At 35.2% G+C, this 18,630-nt stretch carries 17 protein-coding genes; 6 read left to right on the top strand and 11 right to left on the bottom strand.

The genetic code is table 11. The features are described from left to right. Window positions 1–4: 4 nt before the first annotated feature. The 4 genes from EV143_RS13300 to EV143_RS13285 are packed head-to-tail and all read right to left on the bottom strand — an operon-like array spanning window position 5 to window position 3,729. Window positions 5–451, bottom strand: coding sequence for an adenylyltransferase/cytidyltransferase family protein (locus EV143_RS13300; RefSeq protein ID WP_133508427.1), 447 nt, complete (start codon window positions 449–451; stop codon window positions 5–7). A gap of 12 nt (window positions 452–463) precedes the next feature. Then, entirely contained in the window at window positions 464–1,612 is a 1,149-nt protein-coding gene (locus EV143_RS13295; protein WP_133508426.1) for a glycoside hydrolase family protein, read from the bottom strand. Continuing rightward, entirely contained in the window at window positions 1,613–2,752 is a 1,140-nt protein-coding gene (gene glf, locus EV143_RS13290) for a UDP-galactopyranose mutase (RefSeq protein ID WP_133508425.1), read from the bottom strand. Continuing rightward, window positions 2,749–3,729: a glycosyltransferase gene (locus EV143_RS13285; RefSeq protein WP_243739865.1), complete on the bottom strand. Its 981-nt coding sequence runs from the start codon at window positions 3,727–3,729 to the stop codon at window positions 2,749–2,751. The genes glf and EV143_RS13285 overlap by 4 nt, the downstream gene beginning before the upstream one ends. A gap of 409 nt (window positions 3,730–4,138) precedes the next feature. Here EV143_RS13285 and EV143_RS13280 point away from each other — a divergent pair, with 409 nt between their 5' ends. Next, a complete protein-coding gene (locus tag EV143_RS13280; protein WP_133508423.1) occupies window positions 4,139–4,786 on the top strand; it encodes a YciE/YciF ferroxidase family protein in 648 nt (215 codons plus the stop codon). A 245-nt stretch (window positions 4,787–5,031) separates the two neighbouring features. On the opposite strand, the gene EV143_RS13275 is transcribed toward EV143_RS13280, so the two are convergent. Genes EV143_RS13275 through EV143_RS13265 form a run of 3 tightly spaced genes read right to left on the bottom strand, consistent with a single transcriptional unit; the run spans window position 5,032 to window position 7,499 of the window. Next, the gene (locus EV143_RS13275) at window positions 5,032–5,478 is read right to left on the bottom strand and encodes a hypothetical protein (protein WP_133508422.1); all 447 of its coding nucleotides are present in this window, start codon (window positions 5,476–5,478) and stop codon (window positions 5,032–5,034) included. A gap of 13 nt (window positions 5,479–5,491) precedes the next feature. Beyond that, the gene (locus EV143_RS13270; RefSeq protein ID WP_133508421.1) at window positions 5,492–5,878 is read right to left on the bottom strand and encodes a SpoIIAA family protein; all 387 of its coding nucleotides are present in this window, start codon (window positions 5,876–5,878) and stop codon (window positions 5,492–5,494) included. Between the two features lie 40 nt (window positions 5,879–5,918). Next, window positions 5,919–7,499: an FAD-dependent oxidoreductase gene (locus EV143_RS13265; protein WP_133508420.1), complete on the bottom strand. Its 1,581-nt coding sequence runs from the start codon at window positions 7,497–7,499 to the stop codon at window positions 5,919–5,921. Between the two features lie 210 nt (window positions 7,500–7,709). Between EV143_RS13265 and EV143_RS13260 the strand changes: the two genes are divergently transcribed. Then, on the top strand, window positions 7,710–8,879 hold the full coding sequence (locus EV143_RS13260) for a zinc-dependent alcohol dehydrogenase (protein ID WP_133508419.1): 1,170 nt from the start codon (window positions 7,710–7,712) through the stop codon (window positions 8,877–8,879). Window positions 8,880–9,062: 183 nt separating this feature from the next. On the opposite strand, the gene EV143_RS13255 is transcribed toward EV143_RS13260, so the two are convergent. From EV143_RS13255 to EV143_RS13240, 4 genes are all read right to left on the bottom strand, one after another. Next, entirely contained in the window at window positions 9,063–9,662 is a 600-nt protein-coding gene (locus EV143_RS13255; RefSeq protein ID WP_133508418.1) for a YciE/YciF ferroxidase family protein, read from the bottom strand. A 17-nt stretch (window positions 9,663–9,679) separates the two neighbouring features. Further along, a complete protein-coding gene (locus EV143_RS13250; RefSeq protein WP_133508417.1) occupies window positions 9,680–11,821 on the bottom strand; it encodes a catalase in 2,142 nt (713 codons plus the stop codon). Window positions 11,822–12,081: 260 nt separating this feature from the next. Continuing rightward, entirely contained in the window at window positions 12,082–12,285 is a 204-nt protein-coding gene (locus EV143_RS13245) for a hypothetical protein (RefSeq protein WP_133508416.1), read from the bottom strand. 46 nt (window positions 12,286–12,331) lie between these two features. Then, window positions 12,332–13,423: a glycoside hydrolase family 130 protein gene (locus tag EV143_RS13240; protein WP_133508415.1), complete on the bottom strand. Its 1,092-nt coding sequence runs from the start codon at window positions 13,421–13,423 to the stop codon at window positions 12,332–12,334. A 321-nt stretch (window positions 13,424–13,744) separates the two neighbouring features. Here EV143_RS13240 and EV143_RS21495 point away from each other — a divergent pair, with 321 nt between their 5' ends. From EV143_RS21495 to EV143_RS13225, 4 genes are all read left to right on the top strand, one after another. Beyond that, the gene (locus tag EV143_RS21495; RefSeq protein ID WP_166638156.1) at window positions 13,745–13,915 is read left to right on the top strand and encodes a hypothetical protein; all 171 of its coding nucleotides are present in this window, start codon (window positions 13,745–13,747) and stop codon (window positions 13,913–13,915) included. Between the two features lie 29 nt (window positions 13,916–13,944). After that, the gene (locus EV143_RS13235; protein ID WP_133508414.1) at window positions 13,945–15,453 is read left to right on the top strand and encodes a DEAD/DEAH box helicase; all 1,509 of its coding nucleotides are present in this window, start codon (window positions 13,945–13,947) and stop codon (window positions 15,451–15,453) included. A 112-nt stretch (window positions 15,454–15,565) separates the two neighbouring features. After that, entirely contained in the window at window positions 15,566–16,222 is a 657-nt protein-coding gene (locus EV143_RS13230) for a DUF6766 family protein (protein ID WP_133508413.1), read from the top strand. A gap of 86 nt (window positions 16,223–16,308) precedes the next feature. After that, on the top strand, window positions 16,309–18,495 hold the full coding sequence (locus tag EV143_RS13225; protein WP_133508412.1) for a glycoside hydrolase family protein: 2,187 nt from the start codon (window positions 16,309–16,311) through the stop codon (window positions 18,493–18,495). Window positions 18,496–18,630: the final 135 nt, after the last annotated feature.

The following is an 18,630-nucleotide window of genomic DNA, read 5'->3' as shown; positions in this document are numbered from 1 at the left end:
CTATTTAATCATTTACAATTTTTAGACATTCACATTGATATACTTCTTTTCTAAGTCCACTGCTTGAAAATCGGTGATTTCGTTTATTGTAAACCAATTCGATATCCATTTTTTCGCAATATTCCCTTCCGGTAAAGTTTACTTCTTTATACTCATCGCCAAGAATTCGAACATCGATACGCAATGCCTGAAGAATATCTTCAAGATCCTGTTCTGTGGTATACGGAATTATTTCATCTACAAATTTGCAGGCTTTTAGCTGAATATATCTTTCTACTACAGATTGAGTAGGTTTGTTTTTTTCCGGTCTGTCTATTGTAGGATCTGTTTGCAGTCCAACAATAAGATAATCACAATGTAGTTTTGCTTCTTCGAGCATTCTTACATGTCCTGCATGAAGTAAATCAAAAGCACTAAATGTAATTCCTGTTTTAGTTTTAGTTAATTCCATTGTAAAAAATGTTTAGTTTTTAAAAAAGTTAAGTACAAAATCTAAAATTTTGTTTGAGTTTTTAAATTTTGTTTGAGCTTTTTCAACAGCTTTTATATATTCGTCGTGCGGTATTCTGTTTCCGTTAGCATCCAGATCCCAAATGCCACACTCACAGTATTTTGTCAGATCATCCCAATCAGGTCTGTCTGTAATTGGATAAATGCAGATACCGTTTAAATCGACACCTTTTTCTTTAGCAATCAGGCATTCTGCGGTAATTTCTTCAATCCATTGCACTCTTCCGGAACCAAAATGACCCGTTTCTGAAATAAATATTGGTTTTTGGTATCTGGAATACGCCATTTGAAGCAAATCTGAAAGCGGAGTTCTCAAATTATTTACATCAGGCCAGTCGAGTGGGGCAGCATTGACTTGCCATTGGCAATTCCAATAATAATTGAAACCTAAAATATCCAGATAATCTTCATGGCCGCCAAGTTCAGGACACATTCTGCCGGCAATAATATCCATTGCCTGAAACTGATGATCGTTTAAATCGTGCAAATGATCTGCATTTTCATAATCTGAACCATGAATTTTTATCAATGGCTCGACCAAAATAATCACACAATTTAAGTCCACATCTTTTAAAGCCTGAATTCCTAAAATTGCCGCTTTGCACAAATGGTATTTAATATCCCATCCGCTGTTAACAGCAAAAGGCACCGTTCCTCTTACATCGCCAGAATGCCATGACAAAAAGCTGATTTCATTTATGGGTACAACATATAATTCCTGTGATGAATTTTCTTTGTAAAAGGTTGCAAAAGCGTAACACAGTGCTGTAAATCGGTCACAAAAATGAGGATGCGTCGGGTAAATTCCATCAGGATAACCAAAATGAATCAAATCCCAAATTTGCTGAATTCCAAACTCATCAGCCGCCTGCATTCTGTTATATACTTCAGAAAAATCAAAAACACCCGGCGAAGTTTCTACAGCACTCCAGCAAATTCCTTCGCGTACTGTTCTTATGCCAATAGCAGAAAGTGCTTCATAATCTTCTACGACCCTTGTATCATGTTGCGTTTCTTCAAGAAGATTAATGCGTTCGCCGGATCTGTTGATATGATCTGCACATTCATAACCACCCATAAAAAAAGTATTGAATATTTTCATTTATCCCGCCGTTTTATAAGTGATACTGTCTTTTTTCTCTAAGGAATCAAAAAGGTCCAGCGCATTTTTAAAAGCCTGATCCATATTGAAATATTTGTAATTAGCCAGTCGGCCTACAAAATGTACATCAACAAGTTTTTCGGCTTCTTCCTGATATTTTTTATAGATTTCTCCATTTTTCGGATTTGGAACCGGATAGTAAGGTTCGCCTTCGTCTACCGTAAATTCTCGTACAACTGTGGTTTTTTCTGATTGTTGATTTCCAAAATGTTTGTATTCGATTATTCTGGTAAAGTCAACTTCAGTTCCGGGATAATTTACTACTGAGTTTTCCTGAAAAAATTCGGCATCAACCGTTTCGCTTACAAAATTGATAGAACGGTATTCTAACTTTTCGGTTAAGCTGTATTTAAAATCAAAAAAACGGTCTACAGGACCTGTGTAGAATAATTTCTCATAGCCGCTATAATCATCTTTTACATCAAAATAATCAGTTTCGAGTAAAACTTCAATATTAGGATGACTTATAATATTTTCGAATAATTGCGTATATCCGCCTTGTGGAAGTGCCTGATAGGTATCTGAAAAATAACGGTCATCGTAATTAAAACGAACCGGAATACGATCCAGAACCGAAGCATCTAACTCAGCAGGATATTTATCCCATTGTTTTTTGGTGTAATGCTTAAACATTTTTTCATACAACACAGTTCCAACACGGTTTAAAACCGCTTCTTCACCGTTTGCAGGTGTTTCAATGGGAGTTCGGTTTTCTTCCAGCCAGTTTTTCATTTCTTCTTCAGAAGTAATATTGGCAGAAAATAATTCATTTACCGTTGTAATGTTTACCGGAATAGGAACTGTTTTGTCGTCGACTCTTGCGATAACTTTGTGTTCCCACGGATACCACTGCGAAAATTTGTTGACATATTTCCATACAGATTCTTCATTCGTATGAAACAAATGAGCCCCGTATTTTGAAACCAGTATTCCGTTTTCATCAATATAATCGTAGCAGTTTCCTGCAATGTGGTTCCGCTTTTCTATAATAAGCACTTTTTTGCCCATCGCGGCATATCTTTCCGCTAATACCGATCCGGAAATTCCGGCACCGATTATTAATATATCTACTTGTTTCATTTTGAGAATGTTTTAATAATGTTTTGCATTTTGGTTGCTGTAGCGTCCCAAGATGTGTTTTTCAGAATATCAAAATATTCCAGTTGTAATGAAAGCTGGTCTCTTTTATCAAAAAGATAAGTGATTGCTTCAGCAAATTCATCTGCCGTTTCTACAAGGTTTACGCAAATGCTATAATCTCTAACAACGTCTGTAATTTTTGTTGATATAATAGGTTTTCCAGCCGCCATATATTCAAGCGTTTTGGTTGGGCTAATGTATTTTGTTGCGTCATTGATGGCAAAAGGCATCATAGCAACATCAAAACCTTTAAGATAGTTTGGAAGTTCATCATAAGATCGCATTCCCAAATAATAAATATTATCTTCTTTTGGAAGATCAGAATCGTCTATTTTGGCCAATGGACCAATCATTACAAAAGAAACATTTGGCAGTTTTAAAGCCGTTTCGTGCAACAATTGCAAATCAAGACGTTCGTCTATAACACCAAAATAACCTACAACAGGAGCTTGTAAATTGGCAATATCTCCGGGAATTTCGATTCCGTTTAAGGCCTGTGCAAAATGAGGTTCATCGACAGAACTCGGAAAACAATAAACATTAGAATGATGTTGTTTTTTTGATTCATATAAAGATTTTCCTCCTGTAAAAATAATATCGGCATTGGCCATTAAATATTTTTCCTGATGAAGTAAATGTTCCGGAGCTCCTTTAAATAAAGTAAGTTCATCCATACAATCATAAACAATGGTTTCAAATTTAAATACATTTAAAAGTGGGCTAAAAGAAGCCGAATAAAACCATCCGATTGCAATTTCTTTATTTGTAAGATATTGAGGTAATATGTTTGCGATTGATTCAATGTCTTTTACTTTCGGTTGTAAAATATGTAAATTATCATCTATAATCTGAAGGTCTGCTGTATTCTCTTCCTCAATATTGTAACCTATTGGCTCTTCTATTAAAAGGACTTTCATATTTTTAGACATTCGACTAATTAAATGTTGTGGACGCTGGTAAACAAATTGCCATCTTAAGTGACAAAAAACTACCATGTCATAATTTTGAGGTGGTTCATTTCTCGTAATAGAAATATTAGATTCTAAGGATCTTTTTTTCGAACTGTGTATATTGGACTGCATGACTGTAAATATTTATGGATTATTATTGTATGTAATTATTTGATTTGTAAAATTTTACTGAACCAAATGTACTCGTAAAATTGAGCTGGAATTTATACAATTTTGTAAGTATGTTACACAATTAAAAGCTTGTTAAGTGCTGATTTATAAAGGTTTAAATGATGTAAGAATGTAACAGAATTATATAAGCAAATACCTTGATTGTAGTTATACATTTGATAAAACAAATTTTAAAACTTATATCATGAAAGATTCAAATACTAAGACGGCAAGCAAAAAAACAGCTGCTGTAAAAACGACGACAACTACAGCAAAATCAAAAACGACTGCTGCAAAAACGACTGCTGCGAAATCAACAACTCCTAAAGGAACTGTAAAAGCTAAATCATCTGCTGCTGAAGGTTTAAGAGATTTATTCGTAGATTCATTAAAAGATATCTACTGGGCAGAAAAAGCTTTGACTAAAGCATTGCCAAAAATGGCTAAAAATGCTACTTCTCAAAATCTTATTGATGCGATTAACGATCACTTAAAAGTAACTGAAGGTCAGGTAACAAGACTTGAAGAAGTTTTCGCAGCCGTTGGAGAAAAAGCATCAGCTAAAAAATGTGATGCAATGGAAGGCTTGATTAAAGAAGGTGAAGGAATTATGGAAGAAACTGAAGTAGGTGCTGTTCGTGATGCAGGAATTATTGCAGCATCGCAAAAAATTGAACACTACGAAATTGCTACTTACGGAACTCTTGCTGCTTTTGCAAAAACACTAGGTGAAGACGAAGCTGTTGCACTTCTTGTTCAAACATTAAATGAAGAAAAAGAAGCTGATATTACTTTAACAGAAGCTGCTTACAATACTATCAACTTTGACGCCACTGAAGGTGATGAAGAATAAATAGTAAAACAAAAAATTAAAAAACCCTGCATCTCAAAAAGATGCAGGGTTTTTTTATGATGATTTCTAATATGCAAAGTCTTTTACTAAACACATAGAAACATAGAATTTATGATGTCAAATAAATAAGGACAAATAGAAATATATTTCTTTCACATAGCACTATGAGTTGTTTTATTACAAGTGAAACATCTTTGTACGATGCTAAAGCCTATGTTTCTATGTGTTTAAAAATTTAGGTTATATTATAAAAACAATTTGTAAACCAAAAATGCTACAACACCAAAAATGACATGTGCCACAAAAAGTTGAATGTAATAACCTTTAAAATCAATATTAGGTTTTTGAGGCACGATTTCAAATAAAATAACCCAGCTAATAATGCCGATAATGCCACTAATTACGCCAAGTAAAATACTGGCAGCCCATGAAATTTCTAAAAATTCATTGTACCATAAAAAGTGATATCCAATAACAAACAGAAGGCCAATTATATAATGTAAAACCCAGGCCAGAATATTTTTAAGATTTGGAGAGATTTTTAAATGAAGATGTGAAAGAACGTAGGTTAATAAAACCGGTTCTTTATAAAGTTCTCTCGCACTTGCAGAAACAGCGTAACTAAACAAAGTCATTACAGAAGTGGCAGCAATAGAAGAAATTAAAATTTGAAGTATAATATGAAAATTCATGGTAAGAATATATTTAATAGTTTTCGATTGCTTGTTCCGGCAAGCCCTGAACCCAATGTAAGGCTTCATCAAATGCATCTTTTTTAAACCCCTTGAAGTTGCCCGGTACAACATAACTAAAGGCATTGGTAAAAGAAATAGCTCTTTCAGAGTCGGTTACAATTGCAGCGCGATTCCATTTGCCAAAGTTTTTCAGGCCAATGAATGCATCTTCAAGCCAGGCCGTTGCAGTAAAATTTTCAAGATCAGTATCAATCAGAAATAAAAAATTTATTTCATCAATTTTTGCTACAAGTTGTTTTACAGCCGGAGCAATTATGGTTTTATAATCGTGTGCCGTAACTTCTCCAAGTGCTCTAAAAGCAACAACATTCTCAGGAGCATCAATTATTTGTATCATTTGTATCTATATTAGAATTGAAAATTTAGGTGAATTTTAATTATTTTATATGAATGTGACTAAGATCAGTTTGGGCAGGTCCGTTAGTAACCGTACCATCTGTAGAAAATCTTGAACCGTGGCACGGACAATCGAAAGATTTTTCGTCATCGTTCCATTGCACAATACAGCCTAAATGAGGACACACGGCTGAAAATGCTTTTAAAGTATTGTCATAATCTCTGTAAACAGCAATTTTTTTAAGTCCCGAAGAAAGAACTCCGCCTTCGCCTGCAGCTAAATCTGCTGTGTTTTCTAAATCAGAACCTTTTATCCAATCCAGATATTGCGATGCCATATTTCCGGCTTCTTTAATAAAATCACCTGTCGATTTTAGTGTAATTCGCGACGGACTGTACAACTCTTCCCAATTATTTTTATTTCCCAAAATAAGGTCGCTGATAATCATGGCACCAATTGTAGCATGCGTCATTCCGTTTCCGGAATCACCGGTAATAATATAAATATTATCATCGCCAGGATTTTTACCCATAAAACCCAAACCATCTACAGGTTCCATAACCTGGCCTGACCATCTGTAGGTGATATCTTCGAGCATAGGGAAATAACTTCTTGTCCAGCTCTCAAGTCTATCGTAACGTTCTAATGCTGAGATTCTTTCTTCATCTGCCTGACCTGTTTTATGATCTTCTCCACCCGAAATCAGTAAGTCGTATTGATCATCAAAATTTTCCAGACGAACATAATGATAAGGCTGAGCAACCCATTTAGATTCTAAATCTCCCGTGTCCCACCATAACGAATAAGGTAGCATTCCTTTTGGAATTTTACCAGCCACAACATAAGTTCTGTAAGCAGCTTGTTTGGTATGCATCGTAAAAGTATCGTTAACAGGAGTGTTCGTTGCTACGACAATATGTTCTGCAGAAAAAGTAAAACCGTTTACTTCTGCGCCTTCTTTAGTAATATTTTCGGCACGGGCTTCTGTATATATAATTCCACCCAACGCTGTTATAGCATCGGCAAGACCTTTGAGGTAATGCAAAACATGAAACTGCGCCTGATTATTAAAAACAATAGATGGCATTGTTTCTCCGCCAGTTATTGTTGGAGTTACTTTTAGAAAATTGGTTTTTATTCCTGCAGTTTGCGTGGCCTGAAATTCTTTTTCTAAATTTTCTATTTTATCGCTCGGATGCAGAAATAAATAACCATTTACTCTTTTAAACGAACAATCTATATTTAAGGTTTGAATTGTATTTTCAATTTCATCAATTGCGGCGCTATGACTCTGGGCTGCTAATTTTGATGCATCTTTACCAAAAGTGCTTTCAATGTAATAATATCGGTCATCCAGCGCGCAAGTCAAATGAGCTGTAGTGCGTCCGGTTTCTCCGCTTCCTATAAAACCATCTTCAACCAGCACTACTTTTTTGCCTGCTTTTACCAATTTATAGGCGGTTGTAAGTCCGGCAATTCCTCCTCCAATAATAAGTACTTCTGTATTAATATTTTGATCTGGCTTATTAAAAGCTATAATAGAAGTCGAATCAATCCAATACGACACATTTTCTCCTGACGTAATACTTCCATTATTTAATTGATCGTCTATTTTAGTCATAATAAAATTATTAAAGTTTTTATTTAATTGATTGGAGATTATCCACATAGAATCAAAATTATAAAAGCGCCCTAATAAAAGTTTACAGCATATAACGATAAATTTATATCATTACCAGTTGTTGGTTATGTAAGAATGACGGTTTAAATTGTAAGATTAAGTGGTTTATTAATAGTTACTTACGATTTATTAATCTTAAATTGAAAACTTATGAAAGCAGCAGTTATTCATGGACCCGGATCTATAAAATACGATACGGTAGACGATCCAAAATTAAACGCAAAAGATGATATTATTCTTAAAGTAACTTCCACGGCAATATGCGGATCTGATTTGCATATTTACTCCGGAGGATTTCCACAACCAAGACCAATGGTTTTAGGTCATGAATTTATGGGAATCGTAGAAGAAGTTGGCTCTGAAGTAACACATTTAAAAAGAGGCGATCGGGTAGTAGTTCCTTTTCCGATTGCGTGCGGAAATTGTTTTTTTTGCAACCACGATGTTCCCGGAAATTGCGAACACAGTAATCCGGAACATTATGGGCCTGAAGGTGGAATAGCCACCGAAAAAGGAGGAGCACTTTTTGGTTATACTGATCTTTACGGAGGATACGACGGTGGTCAGGCGCAATATGTTAGAGTTCCGTATGCGAATTACGGACCAAGAGTAGTTCCGGATAATCTAACCGATGAGCAAGTTCTTTTTCTAACCGATATTTTCCCGACAGGATACACAGGAGTGGATTGGGGAGAAGTGAAAGGCGGTGAAACGGTTGCTATATTTGGTTCCGGACCTGTTGGAATTATGGCAGCCAAAAGTGCATTTTTGAGAGGTGCTGCACAGGTAATTGTGGTAGATACACTTCAATACAGGCTTGATAAAGCAAAACTTACAACCGGCTGTACAACAATTTTATGGGAAGACGGACCTAAAGATGTAGTTGAACACATTCGTTCGCTTACTCAAGGCCGCGGAGCAGATGTTTGTATTGATGCCGTTGGATTTGAACCTGACCGAAACCTAGGTGATCGTATTAAAGCAACAGTTAATTTTGAAAAAGGTTCTACCAAAGTTTTAGAAGCCTGTATGAGCGCTGTAAGAAGAAGTGGTATTGTTTCTGTTTTAGGTGTTTATCCGGTTAATTATGATAATTTCCCGTTAGGACAATTTTTTGATAAAGGAATAATTTTAAAAGGCGGACAAGCGCCGGCGCACAAACATATTGATAAACTTTTAGAATATGTGGTTCAGGGAAAAGTACAGCTTGATGATATTATTACGCACCGATTGCCTTTATCAGAGATTTCACATGCTTACGATATTTTCAAAAAACGTGAAGATGGTTGTGTAAAAGTGGTTTTAGATCCTTGGCAATAATATTTTATTTTGAATTAAAAATTAAAAATCTGTTGAATCTTAAAAACAAAAAAATCTGCAACTATGTTGCAGATTTTTTTTATCTAAAATCTAAAATCTAAAATCTAAAATCTAAAATCTAAAATCTAAAATCTAAAATCTAAAATCTAAAATCTAAAATCTAAAATCTAAAATCTAGAAATTTTATTCAGCCGCTACAATGTTTACGGTATTTAAAGCAACGTCGTTAAGTACGCAATCTGCTTCTTTTTCTTCCGCAAGTGTTTGTGTTAATAATTTAGCAGCATCATTTTCTCCCAGTGTTTTTGCAAAAGCAACCAGCGTTCCGTAAGTTGCAATTTCATAGTGCTCAATTTTTTGTGATGCAGCAATAATTCCTGCGTCTCTTACTGGTCCCGGAGTTGTTTCTGATACGATAGAATCACCTTCTTTTAGCAATCCGGCCATAGCTTCGCATTTTTTTCCTTCAGCTTTTTCTCCCAAAAGGTTAAAAATTTGCTCTAATCTTGCAACCTGAAGTTGCGTTATGTCAAGATGTTCTAAAATTGCGCTTGCAAGACCTGCAGAAGTAGCATTTGCTGCCATTTTAGGCAATGCTCCGACAAGTGCGTTTTCAGCCCAGTAAATATCTTTCAAACTGTCAACAAACAGTTCTTTTAAATTTGTTGCAGCATCAGATGTTGGTTCAACAAAATTAGCTTTCGCATTATTCTTTACAGCTTTTGCGTCAGTTGCCTTTGGTTGAGTGGCGTTTATCTGACCTTGATTTTCTGAATTTTTCATGTTATATTTTTTTAAAATTAAATGTATAAGTTTGGTTCACGTTTCCAGAAACGGTGTTTTGTCATTGCAGTAATAAATTCCTGAGCAAATGCTTCAGAACCAACTTCGCTGGTTACAATAACGCCGCCATCTTCATTTGTTATTTTAGAAGCAAAATTAGTTGCGCTAAGCAATTCAGATGCTTCTCCGTCTGCACCAATAACTTTGCAGTGTTTGTAAGCATCGTTTAAGTATTCCAGCGCGTCATCATTTTCTGCTAACACGTTAAGTCCTAATCCGTGAGGTACATAAACCGCATCGAATAAAACAGATGATGCAGTAAGGAAACTGAAATCAGCTTTTAATGCTCCATCAGCATCCGTAAGCACAGATCCTAAATGTGGTGCAATAACAAATCCTTTAGCGCCTTCTTTTTTAAGTGCATTTTTAAGATTTGTAACCGCTGCCTGAGAAACGCCGTCAGAACAAAGTATAGCTACTTTACGTGACTCAATAGTTGGTGTGTTTGTAGGGTTATTAATCATGCTTAAAGCTTCAGAAGAAGAAACCGATTGTTCAACTGTTTTTGGTTCCTGATCTCCGCCTTCATTTTCTGGTGAAACGCCTTTATTAACAGGAAATTCAAGAGTTGATGGTACAGTAGCCCCAAGTCCAAGCGCCACTTTTTCAGCAAGTTCTGCATCAACCTGAGACAATAATCCCAGCATTCTAACTCGAATTGCAGTTGTTTCTACTTTTCCAAGTTCAAAACGAAGTGCTTTCACGATATGGCTTTTTTCTTCCGGTGTCTGACTGTTAAAGAATAATTTTGCTTGTCCGAAGTGATCAGAAAAACTTTCGCTTCTTGCTCTCACTTTATGTGCGTCTACACGCTCTTCAAAACTTGAAAAACCACCTTCGCTGATTTTTGCCTGATAAGGACATCCGCCTCCAAGTGAATTTGGGTGATAACTTACACGGCCTTTGTTAACTTCCTGACGCATATGTCCGTCACGTTGATTATTGTGAACGGGAGCAACACTGCGGTTAATTGGTATTTCATGGAAATTAGGACTTCCTAATCTTGATAATTGTGTATCGGTGTAAGAGAATAAACGTCCTTGTAATAATGGATCATTTGAGAAATCAATTCCAGGAACAACATGTCCGGGATGAAAAGCAATTTGCTCAGTTTCTGCAAAAAAGTTATCCGGATTTTTGTTCAAAACCATTCTTCCAACAATAGTTACAGGAACAAGTTCTTCCGGTACTAATTTTGTTGGGTCAAGTAAATCAAATTCGTATTTTTCTTCGTCTTCTGAAGGAATGATTTGTACGCCAAGTTCCCATTCCGGAAAATTTCCCATTTCGATTGCTTGCCATAAATCTTCTCTGTGAAAATCAGGATTTTTCCCGGAAATTTTTTGAGCTTCATCCCAGGCAACGGCGTGAGTTCCTAATTTTGGTTTCCAGTGAAATTTAACAAAAGTAGACTTGCCTTCTTCATTAATTAATCTAAAAGTATGTACTCCAAATCCTTCCATCATACGATAGCTTCTCGGAATAGCACGATCAGACATTACCCACATAATCATGTGCATCGATTCTGGCATTAAAGAAATAAAATCCCAAAAAGTATCATGTGCAGATGCAGCTTGTGGAATTTCATTGTGTGGTTCCGGTTTTACGGCGTGAATAAGATCAGGAAATTTAGACGCATCCTGAATAAAGAATACAGGTATATTATTTCCTACGAAATCATAAATTCCTTCCTGAGTGTAAAATTTAACCGAAAATCCGCGAACATCACGTGCTAAATCTGTAGACCCACGTGATCCTGCTACGGTAGAGAATCTCGCGAAAACAGGAGTTTTCAGCCCAGCTTCTTTTAGAAAACCAGCTTTAGTCAATTCCGGTATTGGGTTCGTTACTTCAAAAAAACCATGTGCTCCGGAACCTCTTGCGTGAACAATTCGTTCCGGAATTCTTTCGTGGTCAAAATGCGTAATTTTTTCTCTTAAGATAAAATCCTCTAATAAAGAAGGACCTCTTTCGCCTGCCTTTAATGAGTTATTATCGTCGTTAACTTTGACACCCTGATTTGTCGTTAAAAACTTATTGGTGCCATCAGATTTGTTGATAGACAGATCTCTCTGTTTTTCATCCTGCAAATTTTCCATGTGTTTAGTTGTTATTGGTTAAAAATTTGAAAGCTTGATGTAGAACAAAACTCTTACAGTTTATTTTTTTCAAGCAATCCAAATGTACCCTTACAACATAACTTTTGCTTACACTATTTCAATTCTTACCTTACAAAATTTACAGTAATGTGTTAGATATTAGATTTTTATATTTCTTAGATCTCTAATTTTAGATTTTAGATTTTAGATTTCAGATTTTACTTTTAGACTTTAGACTTTGGACTTGACGACTTTATGACTTATTTAGAATCTACATTAATGCCTTTATAAGTTGCCTGGTCTCCACCTCGTGACAATTTTAACTGAATGTAGTTTTGAATTTTTATAAAGTTTCTGCTTTCAATTTTTGAAATGATCGATTTTAACTGTTCCGGAGTCAAATTCCAGTATGATGCCCAAAATTCGATATGTCCGCTGTCTTGATTGTTTTCTGGATTTTTCATTAGTTCTAAATTTTTTGGTTACTTTATTTAAAAGAAATATTCGTTGTTATTGTAGCTTAGGAAATGTTAGAATTGCTTCCTTGTCATCAAGTGGCTCAAGTGCCGATAATATTTCTGTAAGCGAAAAATGAGCGCCACACACAAATTCATCAGCAGCTCCGTAATAGATTGTTATTTTATCACCATCAACTACATGTCCGTTGGTAAAAACCACGTATCCAAAAAAGCCACTCAGTTCATAATTTTCCTTTGGAACCATTATGGGTTCTATTGTTCTGGATATTACCTTAGAAGGATCTTCCAAATCCATTAAAAAGGCACCAAGGCAATATTGATGTTCTGCGTTTGCACCGTGATATATCTCCAGCCATCCTTTATCTGTTTTAATAGGAGCAGCACCTGCGCCAACTCTGGCACTGTCCCACAATCCGTGTCTGGTTTTGATAATGCATTTATGATTTCCCCAATGTATGCCGTCCGGAGATTCTGCGAGCCACATATAATTTCCGCCAATTTGTGGACTTGACGGACGATGCAACGCATAATATTTGCCATTTATTTTCTCTTCAAAAAGAGCGCAATCTTTATTATGCGGAGGAAAAATCATCCCTTTTGTTTCAAAATTTTTCCAGTCTTTTGTAGTTCGCAAGCCAACTCCAACGCCATTTTCTGAAACTGCAGTATAAGCCAGATAATAAGTATCTTCTATTTTTGAAACCCTACAGTCTTCTATACCAAATTGTTCTAATATTCCTGATCCCATTAAAGTAGCTGAATCTTCGGGCTCATAAAAATGTACTCCGTCATCGCTGCAAACCACTCTCAAATGAGAAATAGTAGTAAGATAATCTAATCCTTTATACTTTATAACCCGTGCATCTGTCGCAATAAGATCCGGATCATTTAGAGGAATTTCTATGATTTCGACTTTGCCAATTGCATTAATAACAGGAAAAAAAATAACACCTTCTTTTTGCGCAATCGATTCGGCAACACGCACCAAAAGCCAGATCTTTTCTTCAAATACAAAAACACCGGGATTTAAAAGGCTGATAATCTGCAATTCGCTACTGCTCGGACGTAAATCTTTTGGCATTAGCAATGGATTTTCAGGAAACCTGCGGGCAATGTCACTCATAATGATTTCTATTTTTTGCAACTATAAAGTATAGTTAGGAAATTGATATAAAAACGATAGTATAAAGAAAGTTCTTTAATTAATGAATCGTCTTATATAATACTTAGGCAGTATTATAAAATTTTCATTTTTAGGTAAATACAGATGAAAAAACGCAGAGAAAAATGATTTAAAATGAGGATTAAAATCGCAAAATAATATAATAAAGCAGGAACAATAATGTAAAGTAAATAGCAAAGTGTAGACTAATTTTAATCTTTACAAAATGAAGACTTTTACAGAATTAATAAAAAAAAATTAATAACGCTAAATAATCAAATTATGTTTCAAAAAGGCCAAAAAGTACAGCAGGAATTCGGTATTCAGGTTATGGAAGTTATAGGTTTCGAACCTGAGTTGATCGAGAATGTGATAACCCAATGGGAAGATGAAGAAGGAACAATTGTAACAGGAAAATTTATGGAATCTCAGCTTTTGCCTGCAGAGGAATAAATGGAATAAATAAAATAGTAAATCAAAAAATGAAAACAAATACACAGCCCAAAAATACATTCTACGCTTATCAGGAAAAAGACATTCAAATTATTTTTGATGAGATGGAAAGTGCTGCAAAAAAGAAACTCTTATATCAATTGCCAACAGGCGGCGGAAAAACGGTTGTTTTTTCTGAAATTGCCAGAAGATTTATGGTTCAGTTTGGTAAAAAAGTGGTGATCCTGACACATCGAAAAGAACTGTGTACTCAGACATCATCAACACTAAAAAAGATTGGTGTAAGAAACCAAATTATAAGCAGTACCAGTGGTAATTTTAAACCGGGTTGTGATTGTTATGTTGCAATGGTTGAAACACTTCGCAACAGAATTAAAGCAAAAAAAATAAAAACGAATGATGTAGGACTTGTTATTGTTGACGAAGCGCACCATAATTCGTTCAGGAAATTAATGGGCAGTTTTAAAAAAGCATTTGTTATTGGTGTTACCGCAACACCTTTTAGCTCTGATATTTCGAAACCAATGAACAAACATTACGATCTATTGATTACGGGAGAAAACATAGCCGACCTTATTGCCGATGGTTATCTGGCCAAACCGGAATCGTTTGTTTATGAAGTAGAATTAAATTCGCTAAAAACAGGATTACACGGCGATTATACGGTAAGTTCTTCTAACGAATTGTATAGTTCTCCGGTAATGCAGGAATTATTATTAAAGGCTTACAAAGAGCATTCAACCGGAAAAAAGACGTTGATTTTTAATAATGGCGTTACAACTTCGCAAAAAGTATATGAAACTTTTAAAGATGCCGGAATTTCAATAAGACATCTCGATAATAAAACTTCTGATGACGAGAGAAAAGAAATCCTGAAATGGTTTAAGAAAACAAAAGATGCCGTTCTTACTTCGGTTTCGATTCTGACTACAGGATTTGATGAGCCAACGGTAGAGAATATTATTCTGAATCGTGCTACGACATCTATAACATTGTATCACCAAATGATAGGCCGTGGATCCCGAAAACTTCCGTCTAAGGAAACTTTTTCTATTACAGATCTTGGTAATAATATTCAGCGTTTTGGCGCGTGGGAAGAACCGGTAGACTGGAAATTTGTTTTTGAACATCCTGATACTTTTGCAAAACAGCTTCAATATCAATCAACTGGAGGTTCATCTGTACAATCGCACGGAATTTCTGCTGAATTAAGAGCACAATTTCCAAATACGCTTGAAATGACTTTTGATATTGAAGATCATTATCAGGAAGCCATTGATATGGATAAAAAACCGAAAACCGTTATTCAGGAATCAATCAGGCAACATGCCAAAATGTGTATGGATAATGCTGAAACACTTTCTCAGGCGATTGCATTGGCAGAAGCCCTACAACCGGAAATTGACTGGCGTGTAAAACAATATGTAAAATGCCTTGAAAACGCCAGCAAGAATTATAAAGAATGGCTGATGGAAGATTATCAAAACCGTTTAAAGGGATTGATTATAAAATTATACCCAAAAATAAACGCCGCTTAACATTCATTTTAAGCCTGAAAATATTGTAAAATCGCTGTAAAATAATGTAAATAATTGTCTTTGAATAGCATAATCTTTATTCGGTACAAAATAAAATACGGTAAAATTAAATATGAAAACTTTTTTACGCAACAACGGACTCTCGGTTTGCTTTTTCTTATTATTTGTCGCTGCATTTGTCGGACAAATTATTTTTGGATTCGAAGAATATAATAAAGATCTCGTTGAAAATGGAGCTTCAACAATTACGCTGTTGTCCTATTTCTCGACAGGACATTTTATAGAATCTACTTTTGAAAACTGGGAAAGTGAGTTTTTACAAATGGCGCTTCTTGTTGTAATGACTATTTTTTTACAACAAAAAGGGTCTTCAGAATCTAAAGATTTTGATAAGGAAGAAGAAGTTGACAGAGAACCTTCGGCGAATAAAAAAGATGCGCCATGGCCGGTTAAAAAGGGTGGATTAATTTTAGCGATCTACAAACATTCGCTTACGATTTCTTTGTTTTTATTATTCCTGCTTTCATTTGTGGCACATTTCTACGGAAGTTTAAAAGATGAAAACGAACAATTGTCTTTGAAAGGAATGCCGCTTGAAACAGCCTCTGATTATATAACCGATTCAAGATTTTGGTTCGAATCTTTTCAGAACTGGCAAAGTGAATTCCTTTCGGTTTTCGCTATTATCGTACTTTCTATTTACCTGCGACAAATTGGTTCATCGCAATCTAAACCTGTTGATGCACCGCATATGGAAACGGGGGAGTAGTTATTAATTGTTAGTTATTAATTATTTAGGTTGGATTACTATTAATTGGATTTATAATTACGAGTTAATTCTTTTAAACAGATATTATGCATACAATTTCACCGTGGGCTGCGACTGTGCATGCCGATTTAGAAAACAGCACTGTAATTTGGGAAAAAGAATTCCAAAAATACACTTTTCAGGCCTTTAATACTGGCGACTCATTATGGATTGTAGCTACTTGGCCAGATAACGGAAAAATGGCTTTTCGTCCTGCTTTTGGTATGAACAGCTGTTTTGAAGTAACTAATTTATTTGATGACGGACAAACGCTTGTTATTACTTTAGAAACAAGGCTGGGCAAGTATGAAGTTACTGTTTCTTTTCCGGATGATAATGCGCCTTTATTGCACTACACAACTTCGTTTAAGGCTAATCAGCCTTTGATGATTCCTTTTTGGCCAAGAGATATTATTCCCGTAACACAAAAAGGAAGCGTTGAAAACACGAATGGAAAAATACACATGAATCAAATGGGTTCGCGTTCCGGTATTATATTTTTTAGTACAACCAAACCAAAAACCGGCTCCATTTTTTACTTTCAGGACCTTACTTCTTTAAGTAGCTATTGTGAAGCTACAGAAACTAATTTAGATGATAGTGTTGTGGGAAGCTGGCCGGAAATAGGATTCAAATTACCAACCACTGAAGAAAAGCCATTGCCAGCTGATAAAGCGTATATTGTTTCTGATGCTTATGTTTTATTATCAGAAGAAATTATTGATGATGAAATAAAAGAAACGCATCAATTTTTAAACAATCTGGCAACAGTTTATCGCACCTTACCACATCCTGAAGTGATTTATCACAACTGGCCTGAAATTACAGACAATTGTCTTAACGATATTTACAACAACAAAGGCTGCTGGACACAAACGAACGGATCTCCGTACTTAAATGCTTATTTGTGTGATTATGATACTCCCGCAGAAGTTATGGTTCAATTGGCTGTAATAATGCCTTTGAATGAATTGAAGCATTGGTTTGGAGAAACACATCCTCTTTATGATGATCTTTTTAACGGAATAGATGCATTTTACGAACCTAAAATAAAGACAATAAACCGTTGGCTTCCTGACCTTAAAGATGATCTCGATAATTCAGAAATTCAAAAAAAGGAAATGGTTATGGATTCCTGGTACCTGCATCATCCGCTTATGAACCTTGCCAGGCTTGCTTTGAAAGGTGAAAAAAAGGCTGAAGAATTGGTTATGGAATCGGTTGAATTTGCTATAAAAGTGGCCCATCATTTTGATTATGAATGGCCAGTTTTTTATAAAATGGATACTTTAGAAGTGATAAGAAAAGAAACTGCGCCCGGAAAAGGCGGAGAGAAAGATGTTCCCGGATCTTACGCACATTTAATGTTGCTGATATATCGATTAACAAATGATAAACGCTATTTGCGTGAAGCCGAAAAAGCAGTTAAAAAACTGGTTGGTATTGGTTTTGATATTTTTTACCAAGCCAATAATACAGCCTTTTCTGCCGGAGCTCTTTTAGAATTGTATAAAATTACCGGCAAAAAAGAATACCTGGATTTGAGTTATGCCTGTTTGGCCTGTCTTTTCAAAAACATGCAAATATGGGATTGCCAGTACGGATACGGAAAAAATTATCCTAATTATTTTTCTGTTTTTCCTCTAAATGATGCACCTTATACCGCCGCTTACGAAGAGATGGAAGTATATGCTGCACTATCAGAATATTTAATACAGGCTGATGAAATAGAGTTACTTCCTTCCCTAAAAATTTTAATACCGGAATTTCTAAAATATGCCGTAAACAGATTGCCTTTTTATTATCCGTCAAAACTGCCTGACGAAATGTTGTCCGAAGAAGTTAAAACAGGAGAAATTCAAAAAGAACTATGGATTCCGTTAGAAGATCTTTATAGTGGCTGGGAAAAAAGCGGACAAGTAGGGCAGGAGGTTTATGGCGCCGGAGTTGGCTTTGGAGCCATGACCAGACAATACCATCAGGTTAAAGATGAAGACTTTTTATTGTTTGTAGATTATCCGCTGGTTAAATACAAACAATCAAAAAAAACAATAAGCTTTACCGTTTTAGGAAGTGCTGAATTTGGATGCAATTTTAAAATTATCCTGGCTGAAAAGAGTAAAATTAAAATGGAAGTTTTTCAGAATAAAGAAATTATTGATCCAACTGCAAAATCAAAAACTTTGCTGGAATATAAAATTAATGGAGAAAGCCACATTAAAATAACCTGGTGAGAATAAAATAATTTTTTGGTTATAATTCTGATTTATAATTTGTTATAAAGTTTAAATGTGTAAATGTCCTTGCAAATTATGTAACATTCGTGTAGGTCACAAAATTATCTTTGGCACATAAACTAAAATAATATA

Origin of the sequence: Flavobacterium chryseum (assembly GCF_004362015.1) — a bacterium.
Classification (GTDB): Bacteria; Bacteroidota; Bacteroidia; order Flavobacteriales; family Flavobacteriaceae; genus Flavobacterium.
This window is presented reverse-complemented; position numbering and strand designations above follow the sequence as displayed.